The following is a 16,786-nucleotide window of genomic DNA, read 5'->3' on the forward strand; positions in this document are numbered from 1 at the left end:
TCCGGGGCAAGATGAACTCGACCCCCGGACGAAACGTGAACCTTCTTTCGTTGTCGATCACCGCGCGCCGCGGCTTCCTGGCTCTTTCGTGCGCCGCGCTCGGCCTGATGCAGTGGGGCTGCGCCAGCACGCCCGAGGGCGAGCCGGTTCATGGCAAGGACGCGATGGTGAGCTTTCTTGCGAGCAAGGACGGCCGCAAGCTCGTCATTGCCGGCGAGAAGTACCACTACGTGTTCGACGGCGACCCGGGCGTGGCCACCATCCTGCGGTGGGAAGGGCGCACCAAGATCTCGCCCGCCCTGGTCGGCGAGTTGAAGGTGGCGCGCAACCAGAGCCTCGAAGGCCAGTACGTGCTGATGGCCTTCGACACCGACCTGACGCCTGACGACCAGGCCTTCCTGATCCAGACCGGCTTCGCGAAGACCGAAGTGAAATACGGCGACCGCACCGGGCCGGCGCTGCGCTACTTCGGCAGCGTGAAGGGCCGCCGCTACGAGGCCGGCGTGCTGAAGCAGGACGAGGCGGTCGACTTCTCCCGGACGCAGTACCTCAAGTACGTGGAGCAGGAAACGGCCAGCGGCCCTGCCGACAAGGCCGCGCCGACGCCGCTGGCCCGCGCCGCCGACGGCTCGCTGGTGCTGGGCGGGGCGCCGTTGTCGGTGGTGCAGGGCGGAACGGACTACAGCTGCCGGGCCCGCTTCATGGACATCTGCTTCTTCAGATAGCAGCCGCTGACCGGCCCGCGACAGCCCGCGGGCGCGGCCTTTGCTATGGTCCAGGGTTGCTTTCTGCCCTGTTTTGACAGCCTTCCCCCGATGACCACCGATTCCGCCACCGCCGCCCACCTCGTCAACGAACTCGTCGCGCTCATGCAGCTCGAGCCACTGGGCGGCGACCGCTTCCTGGCCCAGAGCGAGGACATCGGCACGCCCGCCGTGTTCGGCGGCCAGGTGCTGGGCCAGTCGCTGATGGCGGCCAGCCTCACGGTCGGCGCCGAGCGCCCGGTGCATTCGATGCACGCCTACTTCCTGCTGCCGGGCGAACATGCCCCCATCGAGTACAGCGTCGACCGCGTGCGCGACGGCCGCAGCTTCACCACCCGCCATGTGGTGGCGCGCCAGCAGGAGCGCATCATTTTTGAAATGTCGGCCTCGTTCCAGACCGTGGACGAAGGCGTCGAGCACCAGTTCGACATGCCTGAAGTGGCCGGCCCCGAGGGTCTCGTCAGCGAGCTCGACCAGCGCATCGCCCTCGGCGACCGCCTGCCCGAGCCCTGGCGCTCCAAGGCAATACAGCCGCACGGCATCGAATATCGCCGCGTCGACCCTGAAGACCTGATGGCGCCGCTGCCGCGCCCGGCGGCGTCGCAAAGCGCCATCTGGATGCGCGCCATCGCGCCGCTGCCCGACGATCCGATGGTGCACCGCGCGCTGCTGGCCTATGCCTCCGACCACGGCCTGCTTCGCGCCGCGATGCTGCCGCACGGCCTGAGCTTCATGAGCGGCCAGGTGCGCCCCGCGAGCCTCGACCACGCGATGTGGTTCCACCGCGATTTCCGCATGGACGACTGGCTGCTGTACGTGCTCGATTCGCCCAGCGCGGGCGGCGCGCGCGGCCTGTGCCGCGGCAGCCTCTATGCGCGCGACGGCTGGCTCGTGGCTTCGGCCGCGCAGGAGGGCATGCTGCGCATCAGGAAGCCGGCGTAGTCACGACAGCGCAAGCCCGAAGCACAAGCTCTCATCACCATGAAAATCTTCTTCTCTCCCGCTTCCCCCTTCGTGCGCAAGTGCATGGTCGTGGCGCACGAGCTCGGCATTGCAGACCGCATCGAGAAGCTGCCCAGCGCGGCCGGCCCCGTGAAGCGCGACGCCACCATCATTCCGAAGAACCCGCTCGGCCAGGTGCCGACCTTCATCACCGACGACGGCCAGGTGCTGTTTGACAGCCGCGTGATCTGCGAGTACCTGAACGCGATGCAGTCGGGCAAGCTCTTTCCGGCCGACGGCGCCGTGCGCTGGGCGCGCCTGACCGAACTGGCGCTGGCCGACGGCATGACTGGCGCCGCATTGCTCGCTCGCTACGAGAGCGTGTTGCGTCCCGAGGAGCTGCGCTGGGCCGACTGGACCGACGGTCAGCTCGCCAAGGTGCGTACCGGTCTCGAATGGCTCGAGACGGCAGCGCCTTCGTTCGGTGACCGTGTCGATATCGGCACCATCGCTTTCGGCTGTGCGTTGGGCTACATGGACTTCCGGTTTCCCGCAGTGGATTGGCGCGCTCAAGCGCCGAATAGCGCGAAGTGGTTCGAGGCGTTCAACCAGCGTGCGTCGATGCAGGCTACTTTGCCTGCGGTTTAGGTTTCGTTCGTTCGGGGCGCGCTCACGCCGACGGGGGACATTCGCGGAGGGGAGTACCCGGTGTCATTCGCACTCGCCCTGAACAACAAGACAAGAGCCTGAATGGCAAGAGCCCCGATTCCTTGGCTAAATGCAGGTTCCGCATGAACCAAGGAATCCCGGATGTCTTCTGAAGAACAGAAAAAAGTAGCCATCGTCACCGCAGGTGGCAGCGGCATGGGCGCCGCAGCAGCACGCAAGCTCGCAGACGACGGCTTTCGTGTAGCCATCCTCTCGTCGTCGGGCAAGGGCGAGGCACTGGCTGCCGAGCTCGGTGGCATCGGCGTGACCGGCTCGAACCAGTCGAACGACGACCTGAAGCGGCTCGTAGACAAGGTCGTTGCCCAGTGGGGCCGCGTCGACGTGCTGGTCAACAGCGCCGGCCACGGCCCTCGCGCACCCATCCTCGACATCACCGACGAAGACTGGCACCGCGGCATGGACGTCTATCTGCTGAGCGCGGTGCGCCCCGCGCGCCTCGTTGCGCCGCTCATGGTGAAGCAGGGCGGCGGCTCCATCATCAACATTTCCACCTTCGCCGCCTTCGAGCCCGACCCGGTGTTCCCCACATCGGGCGTGTTCCGCGCGGGCCTCGCAGCCTTCACCAAACTCTTTGCCGACAAGTACGCAGCCGACAACGTGCGCATGAACAACGTGCTGCCCGGCTTCATCGACAGCCTGCCCGAGAAGGCCGAATTCCGCGGCCGCATTCCCATGGGCCGCTACGGCAAGAGCAGCGAGATCGCGGCCGTCATCGGCTTCCTCGCGTCGGAGGGCGCCGGCTACATCACCGGGCAGAACCTGCGCGTGGACGGCGGCATCACGCGCTCGGTGTGAAGCCCGGCGGCCGGCGACAGGCCGCTCTCTACAATCTCGCCCATGTGCCCGAGGATGCCCCGCTTTCCCATTCGCCGCCGGCAGTCGGGTTGCTCGCGGCCGACGCCTCCTTGACGCGAGCGCAGTGATGCGCGGCGGCTTCGGCCGACGCGACGCGCACGGGTCGCACGCCGGCCCTTGTCCTGCCATCTCCCGCACCGCCTTGCCGGTGGCATGCGGGCTGCTTTTCTTTTTCCATGTCTTCTTCCCACAGTCGCCTGCGCACCGAGTGGTGCCCCAGCATTCCCCGCGAGCTCATGGCTGGTGCCGTCGCCACCTTCGCTCTCATTCCCGAAGTCATCGCTTTCTCTTTTGTAGCCGGCGTCGATCCGGCGGTCGGCCTGTTCGCTTCCTTCGTCATCGGCATCGTCATAGCCTTCGCCGGCGGCCGGCCGGCCATGGTGTCGGCCGCGGCCGGCTCTGTGGCCCTGGTGGCCGCGCCGCTGGTGCATGCGCACGGCCTGCCGTACCTGCTGGCTGCCGGCGTGCTCGCCGGTGCAATGCAGATCGTGTTCGGCCTGCTGCGCCTGGGTGTGCTGATGCGCTTCGTCTCGTCGTCCGTGCGTACCGGCTTCGTCAACGCACTCGCCATCCTGATCTTCGCGGCGCAGATGCCGCATTTCATCGGTGCCAACACCGCGACCTGGGCCATGGTCGGGCTCGGGCTGGCCGTCATCTATTTGCTGCCGCGCATCACAACGATCGTGCCTTCGCCACTGGTGTGCATCGTGGTGGTGACGTTGGTGGGCCACTGGCTGGGGCTGCCGCTGAAGACGGTGGCCGACCTCGGGCAACTGCCCGGCGCGCTGCCGGCGTTCGCGCTGCCCGACGTGCCGCTGACGCTCGAGACTTTGCGCATCATCGCGCTGCCGGGGTTCGCCATCGCGATGGTCGGGCTGCTCGAATCGATGATGACCGCCAGCGTGGTCGATGAGCTGACCGACACACCGAGCTCGAAGAACCGCGAGTGCAGCGGCCTCGGCGTGGCCAATGTCGCGGCCAGCTTCTTCGGCGGCATTGCGGGCTGCGGAATGATCGGCCAGACCGTGAGCAACGTGCGCTACGGCGGGCGCGGGCGGCTGTCCACGCTCTTCGCGGGCGCGTTCCTGCTGATCCTCATGGTGCTGCTCAAGCCCTGGGTGTCGCAGGTGCCTGTAGCGGCGCTGGTCGCGATCATGGTGATGGTGTCGGCCTCGACTTTCGACTGGGGCTCGCTGCGCACGCTGGTGCGGCATCCGCGCATGTCGAGCGCGGTGATGCTCGCCACGGTGGCCGTCACCGTGGCCACCGACAACCTTGCCGCGGGTGTAGCCACGGGCGTGATGCTCAGCGGCGTGTTCTTCACATTCAAGGTGGCGCGGCTGCTGCATGTCCATGCAGCGCAGGACGCCGACGGCGCGCGCGTCTACCGCGTCACCGGCCAAGTGTTCTTCGCTTCCGCCGACATGCTGGTCGACGCCTTCGACGTGCGCGAGATCGACGGTGCAGCGGTGCGCATCGACGTGTCGCAAGCACATTTCTGGGACGTGACCGCCGTGGCCGCGCTGAAGAAAGTGGTCGAGCGATTGCGCAAGCACGGCAGCGTGGTGGACGTGGCCGGCATGAACCAGGCCAGCCGCGACCTGGTGCTGCAGCTCGATACCGCGCCCGACTGAAAGGTCAGGCGGGCGCCGTGCCTTCCCGCGCGCTGCGGCTCGCGCACGCCACGGCACCGGTCAGCGCCTAGGCGATTTTCCCCATGAGCCGGATGGCGCGTTGGACCTAGACTTTCCATCCAGGTCCCGCCGGATGTCCGATGGGCCGGAAAGGCTGCTCATGAAAATCTCCGCACAGGCGCTGGAGAAATCGCACCGCACCGTCCAGTCCTACGAAGGTTCTGCCCGCGAGTACAACGCGATCGTGGCCGAACACCCGCTGCAGCCCGAAATCGCGGACGCGATGCGGCGGATGATGCAGTTCGTGCCCACCGGCGGCACCGTGCTCGAGATCGGCTCCGGTCCGGGGCGGGACGCCGACTTCATCGAGTCCCTGGGCGGGGTCGTCAGGCGCACCGATGCGGCACAGGCATTTCTCGACCTGCAGGCGGAGCGCGGCAAGAAGGGCGAACTGCTCGACGTCATCACGGATGCGCTGGGAGGGCCCTACAACGCCATCCTCGCGATGTGCGTGCTGATTCATGTCGATCGCGCGCAGATCGGCCCGATCTTGCGCAAGGTCTTCGACGCACTCGAGCCCGGCGGTGCCTTCCTGGTCTCCATGCGAGTCGGCGAAGGCGAGACGAATGGCGACTGTCACACCGTGTACTGGGCGAAAGACCTGTTCGCCGCGCAGCTTGAAGAGGCCGGCTTGCGCACGCACTGGGAGATGGAGCGCATCGGCCGCAACGAGGAAGCGTGGGTCTACTTCCTCGCGCTTCGTCCGCAATGAGACACAGCGCCGTGAACGCCGTGAAGCCGCGCGAACCAGGGGGCGAACGGAGGCCCTACACGCCCAGGTAGCGCGTCCACAGCGACCGGTCGGCATCGAGCGCAGCCGAGTCGCCCTGCCACACCACGCGCCCGCGTTCGAGGATCACATGGCGGTTGGCCAGCGGCAGCAGGCGCTGCACGTACTTGTCGACCACCAGGATCGCCTCGCCTTCGGCCTTGAGCGTGGCAATGCAGTGCCAGATCTCCTCGCGGATCACCGGGGCCAGGCCTTCGGTGGCTTCGTCGAGGATCAGCAGGCGCGGGTGCGTCGACAGCGCACGGGCGATGGCCAGCATCTGCTGCTCGCCGCCCGAGAGCTGGTTGCCCGCGTTGGCCTTGCGCTCCGACAGGCGAGGGAACAGGCCGTACAGCGCATCGAGCGTCCAGCGCGGCGCGCTGCCCGGGCGCGGTCTTGCAAAGGCGCGCAGGTGCTCATCGACGCTGAGATTCGGGAACACATGCCGCCCCTCGGGCACGATGGCCACGCCGCGCCGCGCGATGGCGTCGGGCTTGTGGCCGCCGATGGCCGCGCCGCCGAAGTGCACGCTGCCGCGCATCGGCGAGAGCGTGCCCGTCAGCACCTTGAGCAGCGTGCTCTTGCCCATGCCGTTGCGCCCGAGCAGCGCGAGCACTTCGCCGGGGCGGATGTCGAGGTCGATGCCGAACAGCACCTGGCTGGCGCCGTAGCCGGCTTCGATGGATTTCGCTTCGAGCAATGTGGATGCCGTACTCATGAATGGCCTTCTGCTTCCGTGCCGAGGTAGACGGCTTGCACGTCGGGATGGCCCCGCACTTCGTCGGCCGTGCCGCTCATCAGCACCTTGCCCTGCACCAGCACGGTGAGCCGGTTGGCCAGGCGGAACACCGCGTCCATGTCGTGCTCGATCAGCAGGATAGCCATCGATGCGCGCAGCGATTCGATCAGCTCCACCATGCGCGCCGATTCGTCCGGGCCCATGCCGGCCATCGGCTCGTCGAGCAGCAGCAGCTTGGGCTCGGCCGCGAGCGCCAGCGCCACGTCGAGCGCGCGCTGCGCGCCGTGCGGCAGCGTGCCCGCGATGCGCTCGCGTTCGCTGCCGAGGCCGACGCGGTCCGCAAGCGCCACTGCACGATCGACGAGGTCGCGTTCCTTCGCGCGCGGCGCCATGAAGCGCAGGCTGGTGCCCGCATGGGCCTGCGCTGCGAGCACGAGGTTGTCGTGCACGGTTTCTTTGGGGAACACGCGCGTCACCTGGAAGCAGCGCGACATGCCGGCGGCCACGCGCTGATGATCTTTCAGCTTCGTGATGTCGGCTTCGTCGAGCAGGATGCGGCCGGCATCGGCTTTCAGCAGGCCGGTGATCAGGTTCACCAGCGTGGTCTTGCCCGCGCCGTTCGGGCCGATCAGCGCATGCACTTCGCCGCGCTCCACGGTGAGGTTCACATGGTCGGTCGCCAGCAGTCCGCCGAAGCGCTTGACCAACCCTTCGATTCTGAAAAGGCTCATGGTGTCGTCTTACTCCCTCGCCCCTCTGGGGAGAGGGTTGGGGTGAGGGGCAGGCGGCGCTTGTAGAGGGCGGCAAGCCCTTTGGGTGCCCACAACGCAACAGCGATCAGCAACAACCCCAGCGGCATATGCCAATGCTCCGTGTGCTGCTTCAACGCCTCTTCGAGCAACAGCCAGACAACAGCGCCCACCGGCCCGCCCCAGCTGCGCCCCAGCCCGCCGATGACGACCATCACCAGCAGCGTGGCCGACTGCGTCCAGTGCATCGTCGCCGGACTCACGAATCCGTTGCCGCCCGCGAGCAGCGCACCGGCCAGCCCCGCGATGGCGCCTGCAATCGCGAACGCCACCAGCTGCAGCCGGAACACCGGATAGCCCAGCGCCCGCATGCGCGTCTCGTTGTCGCGGATGCCCATCAGCGCATGGCCGAAGCGCGATTGCGTCGCACGGTGCAGCCACCAGAGCGCGAGCGCCACGATTGCCAGCACCACCCAGTAGAAGTTGGCTTCATTGCCCAGGTCCAGCCCCGGCAGCAGCGTGGGTCGCGACATCAGCGTGTAGCCGTCGTCGCCGCCATAGCGGCGCAGCGACACCACCACGAAATACAGCATCTGCGCGAAGGCCAGCGTGGTCATGATGAAGTACACGCCGCGCGTGCGCAGCGCCACCGTGCCGATCAGCGCCGCGACGAGGCCGGCCACGAGCGCGGCCAGCGGCCACATCACCCACGCCGACATCACGCCCGCGTCGCTGAGCGCGACCACCGTGTACGCCCCTACGCCGATGAAGCCCGCATGCCCCAGCGCCACCATGCCGCCGAAGCCGAGGATGAAGTTGAGGCTTGCCGCAGCCAGCGCCACGATGAGCACGCGCCGCACGAAGCCGATGTAGAACTCGAGCCCGAAGACGGGCGCGACCAGCGGAAACGCCGCGAGCAGCACGACGAGCAGCCCGAGGCCGATGTAGCGTGAGGACTTCATGCGCGTGCCGAGAAAAGGCCCGAGGGCCGGAAGATGAGGACCACCACCATCAGCGCGTACATCGCGACTTCGGCGAACAGCGGCCCCAGGTCGGCTGCAGTAGCCGGCGGCAGCGTGGCACGCAGCAGCATCGGCACGAAGGCGCGCCCCACGGTGTCGACCACGCCCACGAGCAGTGCAGCCACGAAGGCGCCGCGCACCGAACCGATGCCACCGATCACCAGCACGACGAGCGCCGGAATCAGGATGGCCTCGCCCATGCCGACCTGCACCGCGACGATCGGGCCCATCAGCGCGCCCGCCAGCGCGGCCAGCGCCGCACCGAGCAGGAACACGCCGTTGAAGATGCGGCCCACGCGCACGCCCATCAGCTCGGCCATCGGCCGGTCGGAGGCGCCCGCACGCACCCGCATGCCGATGCGCGTGTGGTTCACCAGCAGGTACAGCGCCAGCGCCACCAGCAGCCCGCCGACGAGGATCACGAGGCGATAGGCCGGGTAGGGCAGGCCGTCCATCAGTTCGACCGGCCCCGAGAGCGCGGCCGGCGTCGGCGCCATCACCGGCGACGGGCCCCAGGCCATCGTCACGATGTCGTCGGCGACCAGGATCACGCCGAAGGTGGCCAGCACCTGCGCCAGGTGGTCGCGTGTGTAGAGGCGGCGCATCAGCAGCGCTTCGAGCAGCAGCGCCACCACCACGGTGACCGCCACCGCGATGACGATGGCCGCCGCGAACGAACCGGTGCGCGTGTGCGCCTCGGCCGCCACATATGCGCCGGCCATGAAGAGAGAGCCATGCGCGAGGTTCAGCACGTCCATGATGCCGAACACCAGCGTGAGCCCCGCAGCCAGCAGGAACAGCATCAGCCCGTAGCCGAGGCCGTTGAGCAGCTGCTCGAGAACAAGAATTCCACTCATAGGATCACAAGGATTGCTCGCGTTTTCATTCGAGGAACACCGAGGAACCGGCTTTGCCGGGCCTCAGGTGTTGCCCCCGGTAGGGGGAAGGAGAAGCGACACGAAGTGCGCGAAGCCTGGGGGCGAGCCTATTTCAGGGGGCACTTGTCTGCGTAGCTGTCGCCGTAGTTCGTGAGAACCGTGTTGATCAGCTTGTTCGTGACCTTGCCCTGCGCATCCTTGCCGATCACGCGCAGGTAGAAGTTCTCGATGGGGAAGTGGTTGTTCGCGTACTTGAAGTTGCCGCGCGTCGACGCGTAGTTGGCCTTCTTCAGCGCGGCCACCACGGCTTCGCGGTTCTGCGCGTTGCCGCCGGACTGCTTCACGGCAGCGTCCATCGCGAGGATCGCGTCATAGGCCTGCGCGGCGTACACCGACGGGTAGCGGCCGTTGTATTCCTTGCGGAACGCGGCCACGAAGGCCTTGTTGGCGGCGTTGTCGAGGTCGTGCGCCCAGTGCGAGGTGTTGAACAGGCCGAGCATCGGGTCACCCACGGCGCCGATCACGTCCTCGTCGGCCGAGAAGCCGCTGGTCACGAGCGTGATGTCCTTCGACAGGCCCGCGCCCACGAACTGCTTGATGAAGTTGATGCCCATCGCGCCGGGCAGGAAGAAGTAAATGGAGTCGGGCTTGGCCGCGCGTAGCTGCGCGAGCTCGGCGGCGTAGTCGATCTGGCCCAGCTTGGTGTAGAGCTCGTCGGCCACCTGGCCCTTGAACTGGCGCTTGAAGCCGCCCAGTGCGTCTTTGCCGGCCGGGTAGTTGGGGGCGATCAGCACGATCTTCTTGAAGGCGCGGTCTTGCGCGAACTTGCCGGCGGCCTCGTGGAACTGGTCGTTCTGGTAAGCGGTGCCGAAGAAGTAGGCATTGCACTGCGCGCCGGCGAACTGGCTGGGGCCGGCGTTGGCCGAGAGGTACGGCACCTTGGCGTTGAACAGCGTCGGGCCCACGGCCAGCGCCACGTTGGAGCCGATGGGGCCGCTGAAGATGTCGATCTTGTCGCGCTGGATCATGCGGTCGACCAGCTGCTTGGCCTGGTCGGGGCTGCCGGCCATGTCGGCCTGCACGAATTCGACGTCCTGCCCGCCGAGCTTGCCGCCCAGCTGCTTGATGCCCAGCGCGAAGCCGTCGCGCGCCTCGGCGCCCAATGCCGCGAATGGCCCCGAGATGTCGAGGGCCAGGCCCACCTTGACGGGTGCGGCAGCGGCCGACACCGCGGTACCGAGGGCTGCGCCGCACAGCAGCAGCGAAAGCAGGGTGCGCGGCAGCGCGGGCGACTTCGGGGGCAGGTGGCTCATGGGTTCTCCGGCAGGGAAAGATGAAACAACGCACCGGTACCGCCCCATGCGGCATCGGCGACATCAAACCGTTGATAGCTAAATACTTTAACTGTAAACAATTCGGTGTCAACAGTGCTAGCACGAATGGTGCCAGTGCGCCGTCTCGTTCCTGCTCAGCCGAAGGGGTTGGCGGTGGCAAACCAGAGGCCGATGCCGGTGGCGATGATGAAGGCTCCGTCGGTCACGCCGGCCACCAGGAAGAACTTGGTCTGCAGCGTGTCGACCAGCTCGGGCTGGCGTGCGGTGCTTTCCAGGAACTTCTGGCCGACCAGCCCGATGCCGAGGCAGGAGCCGAGGGCCGCGACGCCGATCAGCAGGGCGACTGCGAGGGGAAGGATGTTGAAGCCGGTCATGGTGTTTTCTCCTGGTTGGTTGATTGATTCGATGGAGGTACTTTCCCAGAGAGGGTGCGCACGGTCCATGACGTGGGAGGTCATGGGCTGCACGAAAAAAAGCCGGCCGCAAGAAGCGGCCGGCTTTCAGGGGAGCGTCAGAGCCTCAGGGCAGCTGCGTCCAGTTCTGGTTGTTGCCGCCGTTGCAGGTCCACGTGATGAGTGCCGTGTCCTGCGTCGTCGAGCCGTTCGGCACATCGAGGCATGAACCCGATGCGCGGTTGCGAACCGTCCCGCCGACCAGGCTCCATTGCGTCGTGTCGCCGGCGGTGCACGCCAGCTGCACCACCGGCGCATTCGTCGTCGCGGTGCCGTTCTGCGCCAGGCACAGGCCGCTGTGCTCTGCCACGAACTGCACGTAGCCGCCCGTCAGGCTGTTCACCGTGAACTTCTCGTTGCCGGCGTTGCCGCACGGCCATTGCACGGCGGTCGTGCCGCTGGTGGTTGCCGCGCCCTTGATGTTCACGCACATCGTGGGGTTCAGGTCGGAGCGGATGCGCGCGACGACGGCCGGTGCGGTGTCGAGCGAGCGCACGTACTCGCGGATCGCCACCTGGTCGGCCCCCGGCAGGCTGTTGGCGTTGCCGTGGCCGCTGGTGAGCACGTCCTGCAGCGTGGCCGCCTGGCCGTTGTGGAAGAACGCCGTGGTGTTCCACGTGCCCGACAGCGTCGGCGTGTCGAAGCCCACGCCCGCCAGCGGCTGGTTCATGCCCTTGCCCGACGATGCCTGGATCGTGCCCACGTCGTGCCGCAGGCCGTCGCGGAAGGTGCCGCCCGAGTGACAGGTCACGCACTGCGCCGAGCTGAACAGCGTCTGGCCGCGCGTCGCATCCACGCTCAGGCTGCCGTCCGCGTTGCGCGCCGGGCTGCGCATGAACTTGCTCAGCGAGCCCAGGTAGGCCGCCAGGTCGTCGAGCTGCGCGTTCTTGCCGGCCTTGGGCGCGCCCAGCGGGTCGGAGGTGGCCGCGAAGTCCGCATTCGTCAGGAAGCCGGTGCCGCCGAACTCGTTGCGGATGTCGTTCTCGAAGTCCTGCACTTCGTCGAAGTTGGCCGTCCAGTGCAGCTTGCCGTGGCCTATGCCGCGCCGGCCCTGCAGGCTGATGGTGCGGCGCAGGCCCTCGCCGCGCTGGGTGAAGTCCCACACCATGCCGTCATCGCCGCCGTCCGCATGGCAGCTCGCGCAGGAGATGTAGTTGTCCTTGCTCATGCGCCGGTCGGAGGCGTTGTAGAACACCTGCTTGCCGCGCAGCGCCGCGGCCGCCATCGGCTCCTGCGCCACCGTCGACACGTTCTGCAGGAAGGTCGGGGCATTGGTCTCCGAACTCAGCACCGAGGCCACGTCGTGCACCGACACCGAACGCGCCAGGAAGTTGTTGACGAACAGCCGCTTGCGCGCCGAGTCCAGGTACAGGCCGTGCGGCGCGCTGCTGGCGTTGATCTCGCCGCGTACCGAGCGGCTGTACGGATCGACGATGGCGACGCGGTTGCCTTCCATCTGCGCAACGAACAGATAGTCGCCCGAGGCGGAGAACAGCGCGGCGCGCGCCGGTGCGCGGTCGTCGAAGTCGATCTGCTCGTCGAATTTCTCCGCCGCCGCCTGCAGGTCGACCTGCGACAGGATGGAGCGCACCGTCTGGTCGTGCACCAGGTTGTTGCCGTCCCTGAACTTGCCGCGCACGATGTTGTCCTTCTTCGAAGGCAGCACCGCCCGCTTGCCGTCCGGCGAGATCACGACCTGGCTCAGGTAGTTGGCCACGCCGCGCGCACGGCTCTCCGTGTCCACCGTGGTGGTGTCCACCGGCAGCGCGATGGTGGTCATGGCGCTCATGCTCTGCAGGTTCACCCTGTGCAGCTGGCCGCCCGTCATCTTCGACTTGAAGCGCGTGACGTAGGCCACCTGCGAGTCGGAGTTGACGGCAATGCCGCGCAGCGCGCCATCGAGCGCGACCGCACCGGTTGTGGCGCCGTTGCTCGGGTCGAAGCTCATCAGCACCGACTTGCTCTCCAGCGTCAGCAGGCCCTTCGCGCCATCGGGCGTGAAGGCCACGCCGTAGGGGCCGCTGCCGTAGGCGAGCGCCACGGTGGCGGAGATGGCGCCGTCTGCCGCGTTGAGCGCGACCAGCTTGTCCTCGCCCTGCACCGTGACCCAGATGCGTCCGTCGGGGCCGACTGCCAGCGTCTTCGGCTCATCGCCCACGCGGGTCTCCCAGAGCTTGGCCAGGGTCTGCGCGTTGATGGCGGCGACCGTGCCGCTGTCGGGGTTGACCGAATACACCGAGTTCGCGTCGCCTGCGATGTTGGTGGTGTGCGTGGGCGCCCGCGCCGTGGTCGGAACGATCACCGTGAGGTTGTAGGTGTAGAAGGTCTCGCGGCCGCTGCTGTCCTTCACCGTCAGCGTCACCGTGAAGTGGCCGGGGCGCGTGTAGGTGTAGGTGTAGTTCGGCTGGCTCGAATAGGCCGTCTGCGTGCCGTCGCCGAAGTTCCAGCGGAACTGCGCGCCGCTGCTGCCCAGCGTGGCCGGGTTGAACACCAGCTGGCCGTTGACGATCTTCGGTCCGCCGCCGATGCCGGGGTCGCCGATGATGGCCTGGCCGCGCAGCGTGCTCACCTCGCTGTCGTTGAGCACGCGGCCGTAGACGCGCACCTCCGCCAGCGTGCCCTTGAAGAGCGCCGCATTGCCCTGGATCTGGCCCAGCAGGTTGAACTTGTTCGACAGGCCCTTGTTGCCGGTGGGGCCGGTGGATGTGGTCTTCACCCCATCGACGTACACGGCCTGCGCACCCGAGGCCGCGTCGCGCGTCATCACCACGTGGTGCCAGCCGCCGTCGTTCACCGCTGCGGTGGAGGTGGTGCCCGCATCGTTGCCGATCGACAGCTTGATGCGCCCGCCGTTGTCGAGCCAGCCCCAGAACACGTCGTCCGCGCCGCCGGACTGGTCGCGCCCGAAGATGCCGGGCGCGGTCCACGAGTTGGGTCCGCCCGCCTGCGTGGTCTTCATGTAGAAGCTCAGCGAGGCGGTGCCGCCGAGCACGGTGGCCACGCTGTCGTTCTTCAGCGGCACACCGGTGGTGCGGTTCGCGAAGTTCATGCCGATGCTCTCGAACGCGTCGCCGCCGGCGGGCGTGCCGTTGTTGGCGCCGATCTGGTCGGAGAGGTTGCCCGCCAGCGTCCAGTAGTGCATCAGGTTGATGTCGGTCGCGTTGCCGGTGTTGAAGGTCGACTTGTAGTCCGCGCCGATGGCGTTGCCCGCATAGTCCTTCACGCCGTTGGCCGGCAGGAACACTTCATAGCTGGTGCCGGGCGAGAGCGGCTGGTCGGGGTGGAAGTTGATGATGCCCAACTGCACGCTGTAGGTACCGGCCAGCGTGTTGCCGCCGACAGGGCGCACGATGAAGGTGTTGGAGTTCACGCTCTCGGGCCGTATGTTGTCCGTCATGCCCAGGCCGATGCGCGATGTCAGCGCCTGCTGCTTCGCTCCGTTGGCGGGCGAGACCTGCTTGACCTCGGGCTTCGTGGTGTCGGGGTCCACCGAGTGCACGACGAAGCCGCTGCCCGAGCCATGGTCGTTGCCCACGAAGACGAGATTGCCGAACATCGCGACCTGGCCGTTGTCCGAATGCGTGAAGTTCGGGTCGTCCTCGCGCAGGATGCTGCCTCGGCCCACCTCCACGTGGTTGAGCGGATTGCTCACGTCGACCTTGTGGATGCGGGTTTGCGCGCCCTGGATGACGTAGTTGTCCTGCGTGGCGCAGTACAGCTGTTCGTCGATGACGAGCCGGTTGTCCTCGGCCACGAAGTGCGAGCGGTCGCTCAGGTCGTAGCTGTACATCCTGGCGCCGCTGTTGCGCGCGGAGGCATGCAGGTTTCGGCCGTCGAAGCAGGTCGCGTAGTAGAACGGCGTGGTGCCCACGATGGAATCGAGCACCTTGGGGTTGAGCGGATCGGAGATGTCCAGGCTCGCGAAGCCGCCGTTGCTTTCCATCGCGGTCAGCACCATGTGGTTGCCCATCGTGAAGATCGGGCCGATGCGGAAACCGCCGAGCTCGCCGGTGGGCACCGGATTGGGCTTGCCGGCGCCGCGGTTCGCGATCACGGCGTTCGCGGGGTCCCTGGCATCGACGATGAAGATGCCCCGGCCCGCCGACGCCACGTACAGGTAGGGTGCCTGCCACCAGAGCTGCCAGGCCACGTTCTCGTAGTCGCCGCCATTGACGCCGGGCAGCGCCAGCTTCTTCACCTGCTTGATGTCGTTGACGTCGGTGAAGTCCCAGAACTCGACGCCGTTGATGCTGGGCAGCACCACGTACGTCTTGCCGCCGATCTTCGCGGTGCCGAAGGAGTGCGTTTCGCGGAACTCCTTGGTGCGGGCCTCGGGTTCGTAGATCTTCTTGACCAGCTGGATCTGGCGCGGGTTCGACACGTCGTACAGCAGGAAGCCGCCCGGGCCCAGGCCGCTGTCCGGCGCGAAGGAGGTGAGGAAGTAGCCGTTGACCATGATGCCCGCGTTCATGCCGTAGTCCTTGCGGCCCGGGTAGGTGGCGGGCACCTCGCGCGATTCGTAGGCGCTGCTGTGCGCCGGATCGAGCGGGTGCGCGGGGCTGGTGATCATCGACACCGGCTTGAACAGCTCGGCCGACGTGTAGGTGAGATTACCCAGGCCCGGCCCCTGCAGCGGGAGCGGGTCGGCGACGGCCGCGGAGACCGCCGCCGCCATGTTGTTCAGGGTCGTCATCGGACTGACCCCGGTGATTGCCGCGTGCGTCAGCAGCGTGACGAACGGCAGCAGGAACGCCATCAAGTAATACCGGATTTTCATCGTTGCCTCCAGGTTGTTTGAAGTCCGCAGGGGAACCCTTTTTCTCGGCCAACTCGCTCCGTCTTTTTTCTTCTGGCAAAAGCTCGCGCGCAGGACGCACCCCGGCGGGCGACGCATGCGTCGCCCGCCGTACAGCCTTTGCTTCCTCTTCTTCCCTCTCTCGCTCTCTCCTTGATCGGGTGGCGTCAGCTCATCTCACGCCGCCCGATTCATAGATGTCCCACGCCTCCTTGGCGCTCGCGCCGCGGTGGATCATGGCCATCAGCGCATCGACCACCGCCGACGGATTGGCGTGCTGGTACACATTGCGCCCGTACACCATGCCGACGGCGCCTTCGTCCATCAGCACGCGCGAGCGCGCGAACACCTGCTGCAGGTCCTCGCGCCCGCCGCCGCGCACGAGCACGGGGCAGCGCGCGGCCTGCACCACGCGGTGGAAGTCGGCCGGGTCGCTGGTCGGGTCGGCCTTGACGATGTCGGCGCCCATCTCGCGCGCCAGGCGCACCAGCGTGACGATCTTCTCGGCGTCGCCGTCGACCATGTAGCGGCTGCCGGGCGTGGGCGACTGCATCACCAGCGGCTCGATCATCAGCGGCATGCCGTAGCGGTCGCAGTCGGCGCGCACGCGCGCGATGTTCTGCACGCACTGGCGGAACAGGTCGGGCTCGTCGGGCAGCATGAACAGGTTGACGACCACGCAGGCGGCGTCGCGCTGCACGGCCGGCAGCACCGGGTCATGCTCGTTCTGCAGCACGGCCCACATCACGCGGTGCGCGGTGGCGTTGTAGGGGTTGCCCATGTCGATGCGCTGCACCAGTGCGGGCTTGTCACGGCCGGGGCGGTCCTGCAGCAGGTCGGCCTGGCCGTAGTTGAGCTGGATCGCGTCGGGGCCGGCGGCCACGAGCTTGTCGATCACCGCCGGCATGTCCTCGAGCCCGTTGAGGAACGAGGGCTCGTTGCACACGCCATGGTCGAGCGCGATGTCCAGGCAGCGCCCGTTGTTCAGCAGCCGGTTCAGGCGTGCGGTCTTGTCCTTCGACATACGAAAGAAATCCTTGCTTGTTTGGTTGTGGGACAGAAAA

14 protein-coding genes are annotated in these 16,786 nt (G+C 67.3%); 6 read left to right on the forward strand and 8 right to left on the reverse strand.

From position 1 onward, the window contains the following. The first annotated feature begins 35 nt into the window (after positions 1-35). The 6 genes from BMW87_RS13680 (at position 36) to BMW87_RS13705 (ending at position 5,696) form a co-directional block, all read left to right on the forward strand. Positions 36-725: a hypothetical protein gene (locus BMW87_RS13680; RefSeq protein ID WP_093076843.1), complete on the forward strand. Its 690-nt coding sequence runs from the start codon at positions 36-38 to the stop codon at positions 723-725. Positions 726-815: 90 nt separating this feature from the next. Continuing rightward, positions 816-1,706, forward strand: a complete 891-nt coding sequence (locus BMW87_RS13685) for an acyl-CoA thioesterase (protein WP_093076845.1) — start codon at positions 816-818, stop codon at positions 1,704-1,706. A 39-nt stretch (positions 1,707-1,745) separates the two neighbouring features. Further along, entirely contained in the window at positions 1,746-2,354 is a 609-nt protein-coding gene (locus tag BMW87_RS13690) for a glutathione S-transferase (RefSeq protein ID WP_093076846.1), read from the forward strand. A 162-nt stretch (positions 2,355-2,516) separates the two neighbouring features. Next, positions 2,517-3,230, forward strand: a complete 714-nt coding sequence (locus BMW87_RS13695) for an SDR family oxidoreductase (protein ID WP_093076848.1) — start codon at positions 2,517-2,519, stop codon at positions 3,228-3,230. 236 nt (positions 3,231-3,466) lie between these two features. Then, on the forward strand, positions 3,467-4,924 hold the full coding sequence (locus BMW87_RS13700; protein ID WP_093076849.1) for a SulP family inorganic anion transporter: 1,458 nt from the start codon (positions 3,467-3,469) through the stop codon (positions 4,922-4,924). A 160-nt stretch (positions 4,925-5,084) separates the two neighbouring features. Then, positions 5,085-5,696 (forward strand): methyltransferase domain-containing protein, encoded by a 612-nt coding sequence (locus BMW87_RS13705; RefSeq protein ID WP_093076851.1) that lies wholly within the window; start codon positions 5,085-5,087, stop codon positions 5,694-5,696. Between the two features lie 55 nt (positions 5,697-5,751). Here BMW87_RS13705 and BMW87_RS13710 read toward each other — a convergent pair whose 3' ends face one another. From BMW87_RS13710 to BMW87_RS13745, 8 genes are all read right to left on the reverse strand, one after another. Further along, entirely contained in the window at positions 5,752-6,471 is a 720-nt protein-coding gene (locus BMW87_RS13710; protein ID WP_093076852.1) for an ABC transporter ATP-binding protein, read from the reverse strand. Next, positions 6,468-7,223, reverse strand: coding sequence for an ABC transporter ATP-binding protein (locus BMW87_RS13715; protein ID WP_093076854.1), 756 nt, complete (start codon positions 7,221-7,223; stop codon positions 6,468-6,470). Before BMW87_RS13715 ends, BMW87_RS13710 begins: the two co-directional genes overlap by 4 nt. Next, complete coding sequence (locus tag BMW87_RS13720; RefSeq protein WP_093076855.1) at positions 7,220-8,203, reverse strand: branched-chain amino acid ABC transporter permease; 984 nt, start codon at positions 8,201-8,203, stop codon at positions 7,220-7,222. The genes BMW87_RS13715 and BMW87_RS13720 overlap by 4 nt, the downstream gene beginning before the upstream one ends. Beyond that, positions 8,200-9,120: a branched-chain amino acid ABC transporter permease gene (locus BMW87_RS13725; protein WP_093053802.1), complete on the reverse strand. Its 921-nt coding sequence runs from the start codon at positions 9,118-9,120 to the stop codon at positions 8,200-8,202. The genes BMW87_RS13720 and BMW87_RS13725 overlap by 4 nt, the downstream gene beginning before the upstream one ends. A 128-nt stretch (positions 9,121-9,248) precedes the next feature. Continuing rightward, the gene (locus tag BMW87_RS13730; protein WP_093053805.1) at positions 9,249-10,454 is read right to left on the reverse strand and encodes an ABC transporter substrate-binding protein; all 1,206 of its coding nucleotides are present in this window, start codon (positions 10,452-10,454) and stop codon (positions 9,249-9,251) included. Positions 10,455-10,609: 155 nt separating this feature from the next. Then, positions 10,610-10,849: a F0F1 ATP synthase subunit C gene (gene atpE, locus BMW87_RS13735; protein WP_012745530.1), complete on the reverse strand. Its 240-nt coding sequence runs from the start codon at positions 10,847-10,849 to the stop codon at positions 10,610-10,612. A gap of 145 nt (positions 10,850-10,994) precedes the next feature. Further along, a complete protein-coding gene (locus tag BMW87_RS13740) occupies positions 10,995-15,704 on the reverse strand; it encodes an Ig-like domain-containing protein (protein WP_093076857.1) in 4,710 nt (1,569 codons plus the stop codon). A gap of 190 nt (positions 15,705-15,894) precedes the next feature. Beyond that, entirely contained in the window at positions 15,895-16,746 is an 852-nt protein-coding gene (locus BMW87_RS13745; protein WP_093076858.1) for a class I fructose-bisphosphate aldolase, read from the reverse strand. Positions 16,747-16,786: the final 40 nt, after the last annotated feature.

This window comes from Variovorax sp. OV084 (assembly GCF_900111625.1).
In the GTDB taxonomy this organism is placed as follows: domain Bacteria; phylum Pseudomonadota; class Gammaproteobacteria; order Burkholderiales; family Burkholderiaceae_C; genus Variovorax.

Excerpts from the sequence above, each read along its gene's own strand:
- BMW87_RS13700 (WP_093076849.1), top strand. The coding sequence starts at position 3,467 with ATGTCTTCTTCCCACAGTCGCCTGCGCACCGAGTGGTGCCCCAGCATT.
- BMW87_RS13685 (WP_093076845.1), top strand. The coding sequence starts at position 816 with ATGACCACCGATTCCGCCACCGCCGCCCACCTCGTCAACGAACTCGTC.
- BMW87_RS13720 (WP_093076855.1), bottom strand. The coding sequence starts at position 8,203 with ATGAAGTCCTCACGCTACATCGGCCTCGGGCTGCTCGTCGTGCTGCTC.
- BMW87_RS13690 (WP_093076846.1), top strand. The coding sequence starts at position 1,746 with ATGAAAATCTTCTTCTCTCCCGCTTCCCCCTTCGTGCGCAAGTGCATG.
- BMW87_RS13695 (WP_093076848.1), top strand. The coding sequence starts at position 2,517 with ATGTCTTCTGAAGAACAGAAAAAAGTAGCCATCGTCACCGCAGGTGGC.
- BMW87_RS13740 (WP_093076857.1), bottom strand. The coding sequence starts at position 15,704 with ATGAAAATCCGGTATTACTTGATGGCGTTCCTGCTGCCGTTCGTCACG.
- BMW87_RS13730 (WP_093053805.1), bottom strand. The coding sequence starts at position 10,454 with ATGAGCCACCTGCCCCCGAAGTCGCCCGCGCTGCCGCGCACCCTGCTT.
- BMW87_RS13710 (WP_093076852.1), bottom strand. The coding sequence starts at position 6,471 with ATGAGTACGGCATCCACATTGCTCGAAGCGAAATCCATCGAAGCCGGC.
- BMW87_RS13705 (WP_093076851.1), top strand. The coding sequence starts at position 5,085 with ATGAAAATCTCCGCACAGGCGCTGGAGAAATCGCACCGCACCGTCCAG.
- BMW87_RS13725 (WP_093053802.1), bottom strand. The coding sequence starts at position 9,120 with ATGAGTGGAATTCTTGTTCTCGAGCAGCTGCTCAACGGCCTCGGCTAC.
- BMW87_RS13715 (WP_093076854.1), bottom strand. The coding sequence starts at position 7,223 with ATGAGCCTTTTCAGAATCGAAGGGTTGGTCAAGCGCTTCGGCGGACTG.
- BMW87_RS13745 (WP_093076858.1), bottom strand. The coding sequence starts at position 16,746 with ATGTCGAAGGACAAGACCGCACGCCTGAACCGGCTGCTGAACAACGGG.
- atpE (WP_012745530.1), bottom strand. The coding sequence starts at position 10,849 with ATGACCGGCTTCAACATCCTTCCCCTCGCAGTCGCCCTGCTGATCGGC.